Source organism: Streptomyces sp. NPDC001890 (assembly GCF_042891445.1).
Lineage (GTDB): Bacteria > Actinomycetota > Actinomycetes > Streptomycetales > Streptomycetaceae > Streptomyces.
The window spans coordinates 75,723-92,857 of the sequence record NZ_JBIATE010000006.1; the positions used below are offsets into that span (position 1 = coordinate 75,723).

The following is a 17,135-nucleotide window of genomic DNA, read 5'->3' on the forward strand; positions in this document are numbered from 1 at the left end:
GCGCCCTGAGAAGATCGGTCCGTGGAATCCGCCGAGCCCCTCCCCGAGCCGTTCCCCGGAACCGGCACCGAGCCGCCGCCCGGGGACGCCCCGGCCCGCCGGAAGGTGGTGCGCTGCCGCATGTGCGGCCGCCCGCTCACCGGTACGGCCTCACGCCGCACCGGCCTCGGCCCCGCCTGCGACGCCAAGCTCCACCCGGCGCCCCCGGACATCCGCACCCGCCGCCACGAGGTCGAGCAGGACCCGCTGCCCGGCGTCTGACCCGGGGCAGCGGGCTATGCGCCGAGACGGCGGAACAGCCCCTCCTGCACCACGGACACCAGCAGGTTGCCGTCCCGGTCGTAGATCCGGCCCCGTGCCAGCCCCCGGCCGCCCGTCGCGACCGGCGACTCCTGGTCGTAGAGGAACCACTCGTCCGCCCGGAACGGACGGTGGAACCACATCGCGTGGTCCAGCGAGGCCATGTCGAAGCCGCGCGGCCCCCACAGCGGCTCCACCGGGATACGGACCGCGTCGAGCAGCGTCATGTCGCTGGCGTACGTCAGTGCACATGTGTGCACCAGCGGGTCGTCCCCCAGCGGGCCGACCGCGCGCATCCACACCGCGCTGCGCGGGTCCGCGTCCTCGACCTCTTCCTTCGTCCAGCGCAACCGGTCGACGTACCGGATGTCGAAGGGCTGCCGGCGGGCCATCCGCTCCAGTGCCTCCGGGAGCGCCCCGAGGTGTTCCCGGACCTCCTCGGCGACGGTCGGCAGCTCCTCCGGATCCGGGACCTCGCGGGCCGGCGGCAGCTGGTGCTCGAAGCCCGCCTCCTCCGGCCGGTGGAAGGACGCCGTCAGATTGAAGATCGTCCGGCCCTGCTGGACGGCCGTGACCCGGCGGGTGGTGAACGACCGGCCGTCCCGGACGCGCTCCACCTCGTACACGATCGGCACACCCGGCCGCCCCGGACGCAGGAAGTACGCGTGCAGCGAGTGGACCGGCCGGTCCCCGTCGGTGGTCCGGCCGGCCGCCACCAGCGCCTGTCCGGCGACCTGCCCGCCGAAGACCCGCTGCAGGGACTCCTGCGGGCTGCGCCCACGGAATATGTTGACCTCGATCCGCTCCAGGTCGAGCAGATCGACCAGGCGCTCGGCGGGATTCGTCATGCGGTTCGTCTCCACTCTCGCAGCGGCGCCGCGCCCGCGGCGTATGTCCTCACAGCTGGCCGACGGAGGTCACGCGGACCACGGCCCGGCCCTCCTCGTCCGAGGCGGCCAGATCGATCTCCGCGCTGATGCCCCAGTCGTGGTCGCCGTTCGGGTCGGCGAACGTCTGCCGGACCCGCCACAGCCCGTGCGCCGCGTCCTCGTCGATCTTCAGCAGCTTCGGACCGCGGGCGTCCGGACCGGTGCCCAGGTCGTCGTACTCGTCCCAGTAGGCGTCCATCGCATCGCCCCACGCGTCCTCGTCCCAGCCCGCGTCGCCGTCCAGCTCACCGAGCTCGCCCACCTTGTCCAGCGCGGCCAGCTCGACCCGGCGGAACATCGCGTTGCGCACCAGCACCCGGAAGGCGCGGGCGTTGGCCGTGACCGGCTTCACCTCGTCGGCCCGCTCCTGAGCCTCCTCGGCGGTTTCCACCTCGGGGTTGGCCAGCTGCTCCCACTCGTCGAGCAGGCTGGAGTCCACCTGGCGCACCATCTCGCCGAGCCAGGCGATCAGATCCTCCAGGTCCTCGGACTTGATGTCGTCCGGGATGGTGTGCTCCAGCGCCTTGTACGCACTGGCCAGATAGCGCAGCACGATGCCCTCGGTACGGGCCAGCTCGTAGTTGGAGGTGAACTCCGTGAACGTCATGGCGCGTTCGTACATGTCACGGATCACGGACTTCGGCGAGACCGGGTGGTCGCCCACCCACGGGTGGCTCCTGCGGTACACGTCGTAGGCGTGCCACAGCAGCTCGCTCAGCGGCTTCGGGTACGTGACCTCCTGGAGCAGCTCCATCCGCTCCTCGTACTCGACACCGTCCGCCTTCATCTGCCCGACCGCTTCGCCGCGCGCCTTGTTCTGCTGCGCGGCGAGGATCTGCCGTGGGTCGTCGAGCGTCGACTCGACGACGGAGACCATGTCCAGCGCGTACGAGGGGGAATCCGGGTCCAGCAGGTCGAAAGCGGCCAGCGCGAACGTGGACAGCGGCTGGTTGAGCGCGAAGTCCTGCTGGAGATCGACGGTGAGCCGGACGATCCGGCCCTCCGCGTCCGGCTCGTCGAGCTGCTCCACGACGCCGCCGTCCAGCAGCGAGCGGTAGATCGCGATGGCCCGGCGGATGTGCCGCAGCTGCGCCCGGCGCGGCTCGTGGTTGTCCTCCAGCAGCCGCCGCATCGCCTCGAAGGCGTTGCCGGGGCGGGCGATCACGGACAGCAGCATGGTGTGCGTGACCCGGAAACGGGAGGTCAACGGCTCCGGGTCGGACTGGATCAGCTTGTCGAACGTGGTCTCCGACCAGGCGACGAAGCCCTCGGGGGCCTTCTTGCGGACCACCTTGCGCTTCTTCTTCGGGTCGTCGCCGGCCTTCTTGACGGCCTTCTCGTTCTCGATGACGTGCTCGGGAGCCTGCGCCACGACGAAGCCCGCCGTGTCGAATCCGGCCCGTCCCGCGCGGCCGGCGATCTGGTGGAACTCACGGGCGCGCAGCGTACGCACCCGGGTGCCGTCGTACTTGGTGAGCGCGGTGAACAGCACTGTGCGGATGGGGACGTTGACACCGACGCCGAGGGTGTCCGTACCGCAGATCACCTTCAGCAGACCGGCCTGGGCGAGCTTCTCCACCAGGCGCCGGTACTTCGGCAGCATGCCCGCGTGGTGCACCCCGATGCCGTGCCGCACATAGCGGGAGAGGTTCTGGCCGAACTTGGTGGTGAAGCGGAAGTTGCCGATCAGATCGGCGATCTTCTCCTTCTCCTCCTTGGTGCACATGTTGATGCTCATCAGCGACTGCGCCCGCTCGACGGCCGCGGCCTGGGTGAAGTGCACGATGTAGACCGGCGACTGCCGGGTGTCCAGGAGCTCGGTGAGGGTCTCGGTGATCGGGGTCAGCCGGTACTCGTAGCTGAGCGGGACCGGCCGGGTCGCCGAACGCACCACGGACGTGGGGCGGCCGGTACGGCGGGTCAGGTCCTCCTCGAACATCCGGACGTCGCCGAGCGTGGCCGACATCAGGATGAACTGGGCCTGCGGCAGCTCCAGCAGCGGGATCTGCCAGGCCCAGCCGCGGTCCTGCTCGGCGTAGAAGTGGAACTCGTCCATCACGACCTGGCCGATGTCGGCGTACTTGCCGTCACGCAGCGCGATGGAGGCCAGCACCTCGGCCGTGCAGCAGATCACCGGGGCGTCCGCGTTGACCGAGGCGTCGCCGGTGAGCATGCCGACGTTCTCCGTGCCGAACAGCTTGCACAGGTCGAAGAACTTCTCCGAGACCAGTGCCTTGATCGGCGCGGTGTAGAAGGTGACCTTGTCCTGGGCCAGTGCGGTGAAGTGCGCACCCGCCGCGACCAGGCTCTTTCCGGAGCCGGTCGGGGTGGAAAGGATCACATTCGCGCCGGAGACCACCTCGATCAGCGCCTCCTCCTGGGCCGGATAGAGGGTGATGCCCCGCGTCTCGGTCCATGACGAGAAAGCCTCGAAGAGGGCGTCGGGGTCGTCGGTCGGGGGCAGCTGATCGATAAGGGTCACGCCCCCATCTTGCCTGCCTTCCGCCCGGATGAGGGAACCGGACGACGGTATGAAGATCATGGGCGATACGCTTCCCACTCAACTCGGCCGTGCCACAACGGCAATGGCGGCGGATACGACTCTGGGGGCGGGAAGAGACATGATGGGACCGGCACACTCGCTGTCAGGGGCGGCGGCCTGGCTGGGGGTGGGCGCGGCGGCGGCGGCCGCCGGCCATGCGATGCCGTGGCCCGTCCTCGTCGTCGGGGCGCTGATCACCGCCGGAGCCGCCCTGGCCCCGGACCTCGACCACAAGTCGGCGACCATCTCGCGTGCCTTCGGCCCGGTGTCCCGGGGGGTCTGCGAAATCGTCGACAAGCTCTCGCACGCCGTGTACAAGGCGACCCGGATGCGCGGCGACTCGACCCGCAACGGCGGCCACCGGACGCTGACCCACACCTGGGTGTGGGCGGTCCTGATCGGCGCCGGAGCCTCCGCCGCGGCGATCACCGGCGGCCGGTGGGCGGTGCTGGCGATCCTCTTCGTCCACCTGGTGCTCGCCGTCGAAGGGCTGCTGTGGCGGGCCGCCCGGATGTCCAGCGACGTCCTGGTCTGGCTGCTCGGCGCGACCAGCGCCTGGATACTGGCCGGAGTCCTGGACCAGCCGGGCAACGGCTCCAACTGGCTGTTCACCGACCCCGGCCAGGAGTACCTCTGGCTCGGGCTGCCCATCGTGCTCGGCGCCCTCGTCCACGACATCGGCGACGCGCTCACCGTCTCGGGCTGCCCGATCCTGTGGCCCATCCCGATCGGCCGCAAGCGCTGGTACCCGATCGGCCCGCCGAAGGCCATGCGGTTCCGGGCCGGGAGCTGGGTGGAGCTGAAGGTGCTGATGCCGGCGTTCATGGTGCTCGGGGGAGTGGGCGGGGCGGCCGCGCTGAACTTCATCTGACCCGCCCCGCCCCGGGTACCCCCACGGCAGTCCCTCAGCCGTGCCAGGACCGCCACAGCGCCGCGTACGCGCCGTCCGCCGCCACCAGCTCGTCATGACTGCCCAGCTCACTGATCCGGCCGCGCTCCACCACCGCGATCACATCCGCGTCGTGCGCGGTGTGCAGCCGGTGGGCGATCGCCACGACCGTACGGCCGTCCAGCACCCGGGCCAGTGAGCGCTCCAGGCGGCGGGCGGCCCGCGGGTCCAGCAGGGAGGTCGCCTCGTCCAGCACCAGCGTGTGCGGATCGGCCAGGACCAGCCGGGCCAGCGCGATCTGCTGGGCCTGCGCCGGGGTCAGCGCCAGACCACCGGAGCCGACCTCGGTGTCCAGCCCCTCCTGCAGGGCCTTCGCCCAGCCGTCCGCGTCGACGGCGGCCAGCGACGCCCACAGCTCGGCGTCCTCGGCGCCCGTCCGGGCCAGCAGCAGATTGTCGCGCAGCGAACCGACGAACACATGGTGCTCCTGATTGACCAGCGCCACATGCGTACGTACGTCCTCCGCCCGCATCCGCGACAACTCGGCACCGCCGAGCGTCACTCCGCCCGCGCGCGGGGCGTAGATCCCGGCCAGCAGCCGGCCCAGCGTGGACTTGCCGGCGCCGGACGGGCCGACCAGCGCCAGGCGCGTACCCGGTGCGACGTCCAGCGACACCCGGTGCAGGACGTCGAGCCCGGCGCGGTACCCGAAGCGCACCTCGTCGGCCCGGACGTCCCGGCCGTCCGGGACGAGCTCCGCATCGCCCGCGTCCGGTTCGATGTCCCGCACCCCGACCAGCCGGGCCAGCGACACCTGGGCGACCTGCAACTCGTCGTACCAGCGCAGGATCAGGCCGATCGGGTCGACCATCATCTGCGCCAGCAGCGCCCCCGTGGTCAGCTGCCCCACGGTCAGCCGGCCCTCGATGACGAACCAGCCGCCGAGCATCAGCACCGCGCCCAGGATCGTCACATAGGTGACATTGATGACGGGGAAGAGAACGGAACGCAGGAAGAGCGTGTACCGCTCCCACGCCGCCCAACGGGCGATGCGGGTGTCCGACAGCGCCACCCGGCGCGCACCCAGCCGGTGCGCCTCCACGGTCCGTCCGGCATCCACGGTCTCCGCGAGCGTCGCGGCGACCGCGGCGTACCCCGCGGCCTCCGAACGGTACGCGGACGGCGCCCGCTTGAAGTACCAGCGGCAGCCGAGGATCAGCACGGGCAGGGCGAGCAGCACCGAGAGCGCCAGCGGCGGGGCCGTCACGGTGAGGGCGGCGAGCAGCAGCCCCGCCCACACCACACCGATCGCCAGCTGCGGCACGGCCTCGCGCATCGCGTTGGCCAACCGGTCGATGTCCGTGGTGATCCTGGAGAGCAGATCGCCGGTCCCGGCCCGCTCCAGCACTCCCGGCGGCAGTCGCACCGACCGTACGAGGAAGTCCTCGCGCAGATCGGCGAGCATCTCCTCACCGAGCATCGCGCTGCGCAGGCGCATCTGCCGGGTGAACACGGTCTGCACGACCAGCGCGAGCGCGAACACCCCGGCGGTGCGCTCCAGATGGAGGTCCCGCACCCCCTCGGAGAGGTCCTCGACCAGCCCGCCCAGCAGATACGGGCCCACGATCGACGCGACGACCGCGATGGCGTTGCACGCGACGAGCACGGCGAACCGCCCGCGATGGCGCCGCAGCAGTTCCCGTACATAGCTCCGTACGGTGGCGGGGGTGCCGACCGGCAGGGTCGTCGCCGACTCCGGCGCGGCCGGGTCGTACGCCGGTTCCGCTACGCCGATCATGCCCGTTCCTCGATTTCCTCGATCGTTCCGGTCGTTCCGGTCGTTCCGGTCGCTCCGGTCGTGCCGCAGGAGGCCAGGGCCTCGGCCTCGTCGTCCGTCTCACGTGTCACGACCGCCCGGTAGCGGGGGTCCGTGCGCAGGAGCTCGCGGTGCCCGCCGACCGCGACGACGGTGCCCCGGTGCACCAGCACCACCCGGTCCGCGAGGTCGAGCAGCAGGGGCGAGGAGGCGAACGCCACGGTGGTACGGCCCTGGCGCAACGCCTTGATCCCGGCGGCGACCAGGGCCTCCGTGTGCGAGTCGACGGCGGAGGTCGGCTCGTCGAGGACCAGCGCCTCCGGGTCGGCGACCAGGGAGCGGGCCAGCGCGAGCCGCTGCCGCTGGCCGCCCGAGAGCGACCGGCCGCGTTCGGTGATCCGGGTCGTCATCGGGTCGCCGTCCGTGGTGAGCGACGCCTGCGCCAAGGAGTCCAGCACATCGCCGCACTGCGCGGCCGCCAGCGCCTCATCGGTACGCACCCGGCCCGACGACGGGACGTCCAGCAGCTCGCGCAGCGTGCCGGAGAGCAGCACCGGGTCCTTGTCCTGGACGAGCACGGCGGTCCGGGCGGAGTCCAGCGGGAGTTCGTCCAGCGGCACGCCACCGAGCAGGACGGACGGCGTTGTCCGCGCCGCGGAGCCGGGTGTTGCGTCCTTTGCCCGTGCGGCGCTCCCGTCCTCGTCGGGAGCCGGGTCCGGGTCCGGGTCCGTCCGGGCGTGCCCGCCGAGCCGCTCCGCCAGCCGGCCGGCCTCGTCCGGATCCCCGCAGACCACCGCGGTGAACAGCCCGGCCGGGGCCATCAGACCGGTCACCGGGTCGTACAGATCACCGGTCGGCGCGGCGTCGGCGGCCGGTGCGGCGGCGACGCCCGGCGGCTGGGCCGTACGGTGCAACGACAGCACCCGTACCGCCCGCTGGGCGGAGGGCCGCGAGAAGGAGTACGCCATCGCGATCTCCTCGAAGTGGCGGAGCGGGTACAGCAGCAGGGCCGCCGCGCTGTACACCGTGACCAGCTGGCCGACCTCGATCCGGCCGTCCCGGGCCAGCATCGCTCCGTACACGACCAGGGAGACGAGTAGCACGCCCGGCAGCAGCACCTGGATCGCCGAGATCAGCGACCACATCCGCGCGCTGCGCACCGCGGCCTCGCGGACCTCCTGGGAGGCGCGCCGATAGCGGCCGAGGAAGAGTTCCTCGCCACCGATCCCGCGCAGCACCCGCAGCCCCGCCACGGTGTCCGAGGCCAGTTCCGTGGCCCTGCCCGCCTTCTCGCGCTGGAGGTCCGCACGCCGGGTCGCCCGGGGGAGCAGCGGCAGCACGGCGAGGGCCAGCAGCGGTACGGAGACCGCCACCAGAATGCCCAGAGACGGCAGATACAGCAGGAGCCCCACACAGATCAGTACCAGCGCGACGGCTGCCGCGGCGAACCGCGAGAGCGCCTCGACGAACCAGCCGATCTTCTCGACGTCCGCTGTGGACACCGCGATCACCTCACCCGCCGCGACCCGGCGCGTCAGCGCCGAACCGAGCTCCGCGGTCTTGCGGGCCAGCAGCTGCTGGACCCGTGCCGCGGCGGTGATCCAGTTGGTGATGGCCGTCCGGTGCAACATCGTGTCGCCCACCGCCATCAGCACACCCAGGACCGCGATCAGCCCGCCCGACCATGCGAGCCGGCTGCCGGAACGGTCGACGACCGCCTGGACGGCCAGGCCGACGGCGGGCGGCAGACCGGCGAGGGAGCATTGGTGCAGCAGGCCCCAGGACAGGGAAGCGAGCTGGCCCCCGAGCTGGTTGCGCCCCAGCCAGAGGAGGAAGCGAGGGCCTGAGCGGACATCGGGATCGCCGGGATCCGGGTAGGGAAGATCGCGAATCTGCATGACGTCCCATGGTTCGGTGTGCCTGGTGGTTCGGTGGATGGATCAAGGCGAATGATCCAAACCCGTGCCAGGTTCACCCCGGGACGCCGGTTCGAGCAATTGGTTTTTTCCCGGAACGGCCGTATCGCGCCACTGCCCACTGCCCACTGCCATTGCCACGGCCACACGGCCACATGGGCATTGCCGCTGCTGCCAGGGCTGCGACGCGCAGGGGCGGGCGGGCCGGGCCGGCTCGGCCCCGGCTGGGTCCGTGCCCGGCCCGCCCGGCCGGTCAGGCCTTCTCCGGGTTCTCCGAGTCCATGCCGGAGCGGGCCTTCTTCCACTCACCGCGGGTGAAGTCCGGAATCTGCTGCGGCGCGCCCTTCGCCCTGATGGACAGGTGGCTGAGCGGCACGGGCGACGTCCAGGTCGCCGCGTCGTACACGTCGAAGTCGGGGACGAGGCCGAGCCGCATGCACTGCATCAGCCGGAACACCAGCATGTAGTCCATGCCGCCGTGGCCGCCGGGCGGATTGGCGTACTCCTTCCACAGCCAGTGGTCCCAGTCCTGGTACTTGGCGAAGTCGCCCCAGCTGTCATTGGTGTGGTCGGGCTCGATGTAGATGCGGGCGGGGTAGTCCTCGAAGACGCCCTTCGTGCCGCCGAGGCTGTTGATCCGGGAGTACGGATGCGGGGTGGACACGTCGTGCTCCAGCCGGATGACCCGTCCCTTGGCGGTCTGGACGAGACTGATGGTCCGGTCGGATTCGATATAGGTCTCCTTCCAGCTCGGGTCGCCGGCCGGCATGTTCTTCTCGCGGTACTCGGCCAGCCCGAGGGACGGGGAACCGACACTGGTGATGCTCACCGCACGGTCGCCGCGGTTGATGTCCATGTAATTGGCGACCGGGCCGAACCCGTGGTTGGGGTAGAGGTCGCCACGCAGCCGGGTGTGCCACAGCCTGCGCCAGGGGCCTTCGTAGTAGTCCGGGTCGAACATCAGGCCGCGCAGATCGTGGTTGTAGGCGCCCGCACCGTGCAGCAGATCACCGAAGAGACCGGCGTGCGCCATGCGCAGCACCCGCATCTCGTTCCGTCCGTAACAGCAGTTCTCCAGCTGCATGCAGTGGCGCCTGGTCCGCTCGGACAGGTCGACCAGCTCCCAGAGCTGGTCGAGCTGGAGCGCGATCGGACACTCCACACCGACGTGCTTGCCGTTCAGCATGGCGGTCTTCGCCATCTGGAAGTGGAAGTCCCAGGGCGTCGCCACATAGACGAAGTCGATGTCCCCGCGCTTGCAGAGGTTCTCGTAGTCGTCCTCGCCGTTGGTGTAGACGGCGGGCGCCGGCTGACCCGCGGCGGTCACCTTCGCGGCGGCCCGCTGCGCCTTGGCCTTGACCGGGTCGCAGACGGCGACGACCTGTACGCCGGTGACGGCGAGGAAGAGGTCGATCATGCTGCCACCGCGGTTGCCGAGGCCGACGATGCCGACCCGCACGGTGGAGCGCCCCTCGAAGGGGACCCCCACCATGGTCGTGCCCTGGCGCTTCGGAGCGGCCGCCTGGTCCGCGGTGGCGGCCTCGGGCCCCCGGCCGGGTGCGGCGGCCGCAGGGGAGCTGCCAAGAGCGCTGAGTCCGAGCCCGGCACCGGCCACCGTGGCGGTCGTCCGCAGGACCGAGCGGCGGCTCACGGAACCCTCGTCGCCACCCTGCGTGCCGTCGTTCTGCTGTGCTGCGTCGTTCATCGATCCTCCAGAAAGGGGGTCTGACGTGCGCGGCTGGTGAATGAACCTCGGTAAGGACCCTGGTAGTTGAGTCTGCTGTTGCGCAAGGGGAGCGATTGGACTCCTGTGTCGAAACCATGGACTTTCGTGCCCGCACGAAAAAGCCGGGCGGGCTCGAACGCGTCGAGCCCGCCCGGCGATCCGGGACGGTGAATGGGGGCCGTACGGCCGGGTGACCAGCACGACGGCCCCGGGTCCGATGGTCAGCGCACGACGGCCCCGGTTTCGGGGGTCAGCGCACGACGGGCCCCGGCCGGGTGGCCCGTTCCAGCTCCATCAGCACCGAGTAGTACTGCTGTCCCGTGGCCCGGTCCATGCCGATCTCGCACATGCGGTTGGCCGAGAGGTACGCGTCGTACGCGCGCGACTTCACCTCGGCGGCCTCCTTCGCCGTCGCCGAGGCCGTCAACTCCTTGTGCAGCATGCCCCGATCGCCGGCGAAGGCGCAGCATCCGGCGTCGTCGGGGATCACGACCTCCTCGGCACAGGCCTCCGCGACCGTACGCAACTGCTCCACATCGTCCAGATGCTGCATGGAGCACGTCGGATGCAGGACCGCCGAACCGATCCTCCGCAGCACCGTCAGTTCCGGAAGCAGCTCGTCGGCCGCCCATACCAGGGAGTCGACGATGGTCAGCTCCCGGTGCAACTCCCGGTTGTCATCGGTGAGATACGGCACCACCTCATGGGCGATGCCCAGGGTGCACGAGGAGGCGTCGACGACCAGCGGCAGCTTTCCGCCGGCCGTCCAGCCCCAGGCCGCCTCCACGATGCGGTTGGCCATCACGGCGTTGCCCTCGTCGTACCCCTTGGAGTGCCAGATCGTCGCGCAGCAGGTCCCCGCGACATCGTCCGGGATCCACACCGGCTTTCCGGCGCGGGCGGACACGGCGACGACGGCCTGCGGGAGCGAAGGACCGCGATGGCCCTCGGGGTCGCCGAAGATGCGGTTCACACACGCCGGGTAGTAGACGGCGCTCGCCCCGACGCGGGAGGTACGGGGCAGCTTCCGGGCGGCGGCGCCGGGAATCTCCGGCAGCCACTCGGGCACCAGATCGGGGCGCACGGCCCTGCGGGCGAGCGCGGTGATGGTCTCCAGCGGTCCGTCACCCAGCCGGTCACCGATCCGGCCGGCCGCGGCCACCGCGAGCCGCGCCGCCGCCTCCACAGCCTTGAAGTTCTTCGCGGTGAGCGCCGCGATCCGCTCCTCGCGCGGCGAGTGCCGCCGGTGGCGGAAGTCCTTCATCATCGCGCCGGTGTCGATGCCCACCGGGCAGGCGAGCTTGCACGTCGAGTCGCCCGCACAGGTGTCGACGGCGTCGTAGCCGTACGCGTCGAGCAGTTGCGTCTCCACCGGGGAGCCGTCCGGCTGGCGCAGCATCTCCCGCCGCAGCACGATCCGCTGACGCGGGGACGTCGTCAGATCGTGGCTGGGGCAGGTGGGCTCGCAGAAGCCGCACTCGATGCAGGGATCGGCGATCGCCTCGACCTCGGGGATGGTCTTCAGCCCGCGCAGATGGGCCTTCGGGTCGCGGTCGAGGACGATGCGGGGCGCGAGGACCCCGTCGGGGTCGATGATCTGCTTGGTGCGCCACATCAGCTCGGTCGCCTTCGGACCCCACTCCAGCTCCAGGAACGGGGCGATGTTGCGGCCGGTGGCGTGCTCGGCCTTCAGGGAGCCGTCGAAGCGCTCCACCGTCAGCCGGCAGAAGTCGTCCATGAACGCGGCGTAGCGGTCGACGTCGGACGGCTTCGCCGCGTCGAAGGCGAGCAGGAAGTGCAGGTTCCCGTGCGCGGCGTGGCCGGCGACGGCGGCGTCGAAGCCGTGCTGCGCCTGGAGACCGAGCAACGCCTCGCAGGCCTCGGCCAGCCGGGAGGGCGGCACCGCGAAGTCCTCCGTGATCAGCGTCGTACCCGAGGGCCGGGATCCGCCGACCGCGCTGACGAATGCCTTGCGGGCCTTCCAGTAACCGGAGATGACCTTGGCGTCGCGGGTGAACGCATTGGTCACCGAGGGGACGGGGGCGACCAGGTCGAGCTCCTCGACGACGGCCGCCGCCGCCCGCTCGTACGCCTCCTGGCCGGGCTCGTCCGGAGCGCGGAACTCCACCAGCAGTGCCGTGGTCTCCTTGGGCAGCTCGGCCCAGTCCGCCGGTACGCCCTTGACGCTCACCGAGGCGCGCAGCGTATTGCCGTCCATCAGCTCGACGGCGATCGCGCCCGCCTCGTTGAAACGGGGCACGGCGGCCGCCGCCGCGGTGAGGGAGGGGAAGAACAGCAGGGCCGTGGAGATCCGGCGGTCCAGCGGCAGCGTGTCGAAGACGACCTCGGAGATGAAGCCGAAGGTCCCCTCGGAACCGACCATCAGGCCGCGCAGGATCTGCACCGGCGTCGAGCCGTCCAGGAAGGCGTCGAGCCGGTAGCCGTTGGTGTTCTTGATCTCGTACTTGGCCCGGATCCGGGCCGTGAGCTCCGCGTCCGCCTCGATCTCCGCCTTCAGGGCCAGCAGCCCTTCGCACAGGCCCGGCTCGGCGTGGGCGAGGTCCTCGTCCGCGGCCGGGTCGCCCGTGTCGACGACGGTGCCGCTCGGCAGCACGAAGGTGAGCGAGGAGACCGTGCGGTAGGAATTGCGGGTCGTTCCCGCCGTCATCCCCGAGGCGTTGTTGGCGACGACCCCGCCGATCGTGCAGGCGATCGCGCTGGCCGGGTCGGGACCCAGCAGCCGGCCGTGCCGGGCGAGGGCGGCGTTGGCCCGCACGACCGTCGTACCCGGGCGGATGCGGGCCCGCGCCCCGTCGTCCAGCACCTCGATGCCCGCCCAGTGGTGGCGGACGTCGACCAGGATGTCCTCGCCCTGGGCCTGGCCGTTCAGGCTGGTGCCGGCGGCCCGGAAGACGACCTCGCGGCCCCTGTCGTGCGCGTACGAAAGGATCGCCGAGACGTCGTCGAGGTCCTCCGGGACCACCACGACCTGGGGGAGGAAACGGTAAGGACTGGCGTCGGAGGCGTACTTCACCAGGTCGGAGACCTTCCAGAGCACCTTCTGAGGCCCGAGCAGGGCGATCAGCTCGCCGCGCAGCGGTTCGGGCGTGCCCGGAGCCTGCCGGTCGGGGACCCGGTCCACGGAGGGCTTGCGCACCGCGTCGGGACGCAGTGCTTCCGGCTTCGGCTCCAGCAATGGCATGTCGAGCTCTCCTCGGCGGTTCGGTTCGGTACCGGGCGGCGGACGCGCCGCCCGGTGTCCAGAGGGGCGTCCCTCAGCAGCGGCGCTCCGGCATTCCGTTGACCAGAGCGGACAGCAGTCCGCCGAGCACCTCGCGCTGATCGGCGGTCAGTGGAGCCAGGATCTCCTCTGCGGCGGCCCGGCGCGCGTCACGCAGCGACCGGAGCGTGGCGAGGCCCTCCTCGGTGATCTCGATGCGGACCACCCGGCGGCTGTCCGGATCGGGGGCGCGACGCACCCGTCCGCTCGCCTCCAGGCCGTCGACCAGAGTGGTCACGGCGCGCGGGACGACGTCCAGGCGCTGCGCGAGATCGGCCATCCGGGGCGGGCCGTCGAAATGCGCGACGGTGCGCAGCAGCCGGAACTGCGCGGGCGTGATGCCGATCGGCTCCAGCTGGCGGCTCTGGATCCGCTGGAGCCTGCGGGTGACCCGCAGCAACTGCTCGGCGAGCACGCCGTCGGCGTCGGAGGAGTCCATGGAGGGAACAATATCAGGACCTTGTTCATTGTGAGTATAGGTAACAATGAGCTATGCTCTCGAAAATCGGCTCGCCCTCGCCCTCGCCCGGTCTTCCGGTCGCGCCCCGCCCGGGTCACAGCCGTCGCACGCCCGACGAAGGAGCCCATGAAACCCGACACGATCAACTGGACACCCCCGCCGCGGGACGAGAGCCGTCCGCCCGCCGAGGTGCGCCGCATCCTGCGCCTCTTCCGTCCTTACCGAGGCCGGCTGGCGCTGGTCGGCCTGCTCGTCGGCGCCTCGTCACTGGTGTCGGTCGCCTCTCCGTTCCTGCTGCGCGAGATCCTGGACACGGCCATCCCCCAGGGGCGTACGGGACTGCTGTCCCTCCTCGCCCTCGGCATGATCCTCACCGCCGTGACGACCAGTGTCTTCGGCGTCCTGCAGACCCTGATCTCCACCACGGTCGGCCAGCGCGTCATGCACGACCTGCGCACCGCCGTCTACGCCCAGCTGCAGCGGATGCCGCTCGCCTTCTTCACGCGGACCCGCACCGGCGAGGTCCAGTCCCGGATCGCCAACGACATCGGCGGCATGCAGGCGACCGTCACCTCCACGGCGACCTCACTGGTCTCCAACCTCACCGCGGTCGTGGCCACGGTCGTCGCCATGCTGGCGCTCGACTGGCGGCTCACCCTGGTCTCGCTCCTGCTGCTGCCGGTCTTCGTCTGGATCAGCCGCCGGGTCGGCCGTGAGCGCAAGAAGATCACCACCCGGCGCCAGAAGCAGATGGCCGCGATGGCGGCCACGGTGACCGAGTCGCTCTCCGTCAGCGGCATTCTGCTGGGCCGGACCATGGGCCGCGCGGACTCCCTCACCAAGGGCTTCGCCGAGGAGTCCGAGAAGCTCGTCGACCTCGAAGTGCGCTCCAGCATGGCCGGGCGGTGGCGGATGTCCACGATCGGCATCGTCATGGCCGCCATGCCCGCGGTCATCTACTGGGCGGCGGGCCTCGCCCTGCAGTCCGGCGGACCCGCCGTCTCCATCGGTACGCTCGTCGCCTTCGTCTCGCTCCAGCAGGGCCTCTTCCGGCCCGCCGTGAGCCTGCTCTCCACCGGTGTGGACATGCAGACGTCCCTCGCGCTCTTCCAGCGGATCTTCGAGTACCTCGACCTCGAAGTGGACATCACCGAGCCCGAGAACCCGGTCCGGCTGGAGAGCGTCCGCGGCGAGATCCGCTTCGAGGACGTCGATTTCAGCTACGACGAGAAGAGCGGCCCGACCCTCAGCGGCATCGATGTGACCGTCCCGGCCGGCGGCAGCCTGGCGGTCGTCGGCCCGACCGGATCCGGCAAGTCCACGCTCAGCTATCTGGTGCCCAGGCTCTACGACGTCACCGGCGGCCGGGTCACGCTCGACGGGGTCGATGTGCGCGATCTGGATTTCGACACCCTGGCCAGAGCCGTGGGCGTGGTCTCCCAGGAGACCTACCTCTTCCATGCCTCGGTCGCCGACAACCTGCGCTTCGCCAAACCGGACGCGACCGACGCCGAGATCGAGGCGGCGGCCCGTGCGGCACAGATCCATGACCACATCGCCTCACTGCCCGACGGCTACGACACCCTCGTCGGCGAACGCGGCTACCGCTTCTCGGGCGGCGAGAAGCAGCGCCTCGCCATCGCCCGCACGATCCTGCGCGACCCGCCCGTCCTGGTGCTCGACGAGGCGACGAGCGCCCTCGACACCCGTACGGAATTCGCCGTGCAGGAAGCCATCGACGCGCTCTCCGAGGGACGCACCACCATCACCATCGCGCACCGGCTCTCCACCGTCCGCGACGCCGACCAGATCGTCGTCCTGGACCACGGCCGGACCGCCGAGCGCGGCAGCCACGAGGAGTTGCTCCAGCAGGACGGCCGCTATGCCGCGCTGGTCCGTCGGGACACCCAACTGGCCCCCGCGACAAGCTGATCGACGGGACCGGGCGGACCGTCGGGCCGCACACGCGGCGACGCCGCCGCTCCCGTGGGACGGGGAGCGACGGCGCCGGGCGGAGCAATGGTCAGACGAGCCAACCCACGAAGTGGACGATGCCGGCGAGCAGGTTGGTGAGGAAGTTCATTTGGTGCTTCTCCTTGTGCGTATTGCAAATCTGGGACAGCGCAATCGCGGTCTGCAGCCCGTCGCTTGCGCCCTGTAATCATCCTGTGCCGCAGCGGAGTTGAGCAACGAATCCCGGAACGATCACGCGTTCCAGCGAACACCCGATCCCCTGTTCGTGTGTTCCATTCATGAACCGCGGGGCTCGTGTCGCCAGGGCCCGGTTCCGGACGGCGGGATAGCGTGCCCGCATGGTGAACGAACCCCCGGACACCCCGCCCCGTCGCTCTCTCCGCCCGACCCGGCGCGGCCGTCTGGTCCTGTTCATCGGAGTCGTCCTGGCCCTGGTCGTGGCAGCGGCAGTGCTCGTACCGCTGCTGACGCGAGGGCCCGAGGTCGAGCGGGCCCGTTCGCTCGTCATCCCCGAGGGGTGGCGGGCCTCCCAGGTGTACGCGGCGGTCGACAAGTCCCTCGATGTCGAGCCCGGGACCACCGAGAAGGCCGCCGCCACGGCGGACCTGCCGCTCCCTGCCGCGGCGAAGGGCAACCCCGAGGGCTACCTCTTCCCGGCGACGTACCCCGTCACCTCCGCCACGACCCCGCAGAGTCTGCTCGGGTACATGGCCGACACCGCGGTCGAACGATTCGGCGCGGACCACATCGCCACGGGCGCGCAGCGCAACGGCGTATCGGTGTACCAGACGGTGACGATCGCAAGCATCGTGCAGGCCGAGGCGGACACCGTGGCCGACATGGGCAAGGTCGCCAGAGTGATCTACAACCGGCTGGACCGGGGCATGCCGCTCCAGATGGATTCCACACTCAACTACGCGCTGAACCGCAGCACCCTGCACACCACCACGGGCGACACGAAGATCGACAGTCCGTACAACAGCTACGAGCGGGAGGGGCTGCCTCCCACCCCCATCGGCAACCCGGGGGAGCAGGCGATGACGGCGGCGATCGACCCCACTCCCGGAGCATGGTTGTACTTCGTCACGGTCGCGCCCGGGGACACCCGATTCACCAGCAGTTACACGGAACACCAGAAGAACGTGGCGGAGTTCAACCGCAATCGCCGCAGCGCGTCCGCCGGCTGAGTCCCCGACCGCAACGTGTCCGCCGGCTGAGTCCCTGACCGCAGCGCGTCCGCCGGCTGAGCACCCGCCCGCAGCGTGTCCGCCGGCTGAGTCCCCGACCGCAGCGTGTCCGCCGG

At 70.8% G+C, this 17,135-nt stretch carries 11 protein-coding genes; 4 read left to right on the forward strand and 7 right to left on the reverse strand.

Features of this window, described 5'->3' with window-relative positions; translation table 11 throughout:
• The first annotated feature begins 21 nt into the window (after positions 1–21).
• Positions 22–261 carry a DUF6011 domain-containing protein gene (locus tag ACFYY1_RS18555; protein ID WP_388586432.1) on the forward strand — a complete coding sequence of 80 codons (240 nt, stop codon included), beginning with the start codon at positions 22–24 and terminating at the stop codon, positions 259–261.
• 14 nt (positions 262–275) lie between these two features.
• Here ACFYY1_RS18555 and ACFYY1_RS18560 read toward each other — a convergent pair whose 3' ends face one another.
• Together ACFYY1_RS18560 and ACFYY1_RS18565 are read right to left on the reverse strand one after the other, a co-directional pair.
• A complete protein-coding gene (locus ACFYY1_RS18560; RefSeq protein ID WP_266735210.1) occupies positions 276–1,148 on the reverse strand; it encodes an acyl-CoA thioesterase II in 873 nt (290 codons plus the stop codon).
• A 49-nt stretch (positions 1,149–1,197) separates the two neighbouring features.
• On the reverse strand, positions 1,198–3,771 hold the full coding sequence (locus ACFYY1_RS18565) for a DEAD/DEAH box helicase (protein WP_388586435.1): 2,574 nt from the start codon (positions 3,769–3,771) through the stop codon (positions 1,198–1,200).
• 79 nt (positions 3,772–3,850) lie between these two features.
• On the opposite strand from ACFYY1_RS18565, the gene ACFYY1_RS18570 reads away from it, so the two are divergent.
• Positions 3,851–4,642 carry a metal-dependent hydrolase gene (locus tag ACFYY1_RS18570; RefSeq protein WP_388586437.1) on the forward strand — a complete coding sequence of 264 codons (792 nt, stop codon included), beginning with the start codon at positions 3,851–3,853 and terminating at the stop codon, positions 4,640–4,642.
• A 34-nt stretch (positions 4,643–4,676) separates the two neighbouring features.
• Here the strand turns inward: ACFYY1_RS18570 and ACFYY1_RS18575 are convergent, their stop codons facing one another.
• From ACFYY1_RS18575 to ACFYY1_RS18595, 5 genes are all read right to left on the reverse strand, one after another.
• Positions 4,677–6,458: an ABC transporter ATP-binding protein gene (locus tag ACFYY1_RS18575; protein WP_388586438.1), complete on the reverse strand. Its 1,782-nt coding sequence runs from the start codon at positions 6,456–6,458 to the stop codon at positions 4,677–4,679.
• Entirely contained in the window at positions 6,455–8,374 is a 1,920-nt protein-coding gene (locus tag ACFYY1_RS18580) for an ABC transporter transmembrane domain-containing protein (protein WP_388586440.1), read from the reverse strand. Before ACFYY1_RS18580 ends, ACFYY1_RS18575 begins: the two co-directional genes overlap by 4 nt.
• Positions 8,375–8,645: 271 nt before the next feature.
• Positions 8,646–10,097: a Gfo/Idh/MocA family protein gene (locus ACFYY1_RS18585; protein WP_388586442.1), complete on the reverse strand. Its 1,452-nt coding sequence runs from the start codon at positions 10,095–10,097 to the stop codon at positions 8,646–8,648.
• A gap of 271 nt (positions 10,098–10,368) precedes the next feature.
• The gene (locus ACFYY1_RS18590) at positions 10,369–13,320 is read right to left on the reverse strand and encodes an FAD-binding and (Fe-S)-binding domain-containing protein (RefSeq protein ID WP_388586444.1); all 2,952 of its coding nucleotides are present in this window, start codon (positions 13,318–13,320) and stop codon (positions 10,369–10,371) included.
• Positions 13,321–13,393: 73 nt separating this feature from the next.
• Positions 13,394–13,837: a MarR family winged helix-turn-helix transcriptional regulator gene (locus ACFYY1_RS18595; RefSeq protein ID WP_388586448.1), complete on the reverse strand. Its 444-nt coding sequence runs from the start codon at positions 13,835–13,837 to the stop codon at positions 13,394–13,396.
• 147 nt (positions 13,838–13,984) lie between these two features.
• Between ACFYY1_RS18595 and ACFYY1_RS18600 the strand changes: the two genes are divergently transcribed.
• Both ACFYY1_RS18600 and mltG read left to right on the forward strand, forming a co-directional pair.
• Positions 13,985–15,790: an ABC transporter ATP-binding protein gene (locus tag ACFYY1_RS18600; protein WP_388586451.1), complete on the forward strand. Its 1,806-nt coding sequence runs from the start codon at positions 13,985–13,987 to the stop codon at positions 15,788–15,790.
• A 380-nt stretch (positions 15,791–16,170) separates the two neighbouring features.
• The gene (mltG, locus tag ACFYY1_RS18605) at positions 16,171–17,019 is read left to right on the forward strand and encodes an endolytic transglycosylase MltG (RefSeq protein ID WP_388586453.1); all 849 of its coding nucleotides are present in this window, start codon (positions 16,171–16,173) and stop codon (positions 17,017–17,019) included.
• Positions 17,020–17,135: the final 116 nt, after the last annotated feature.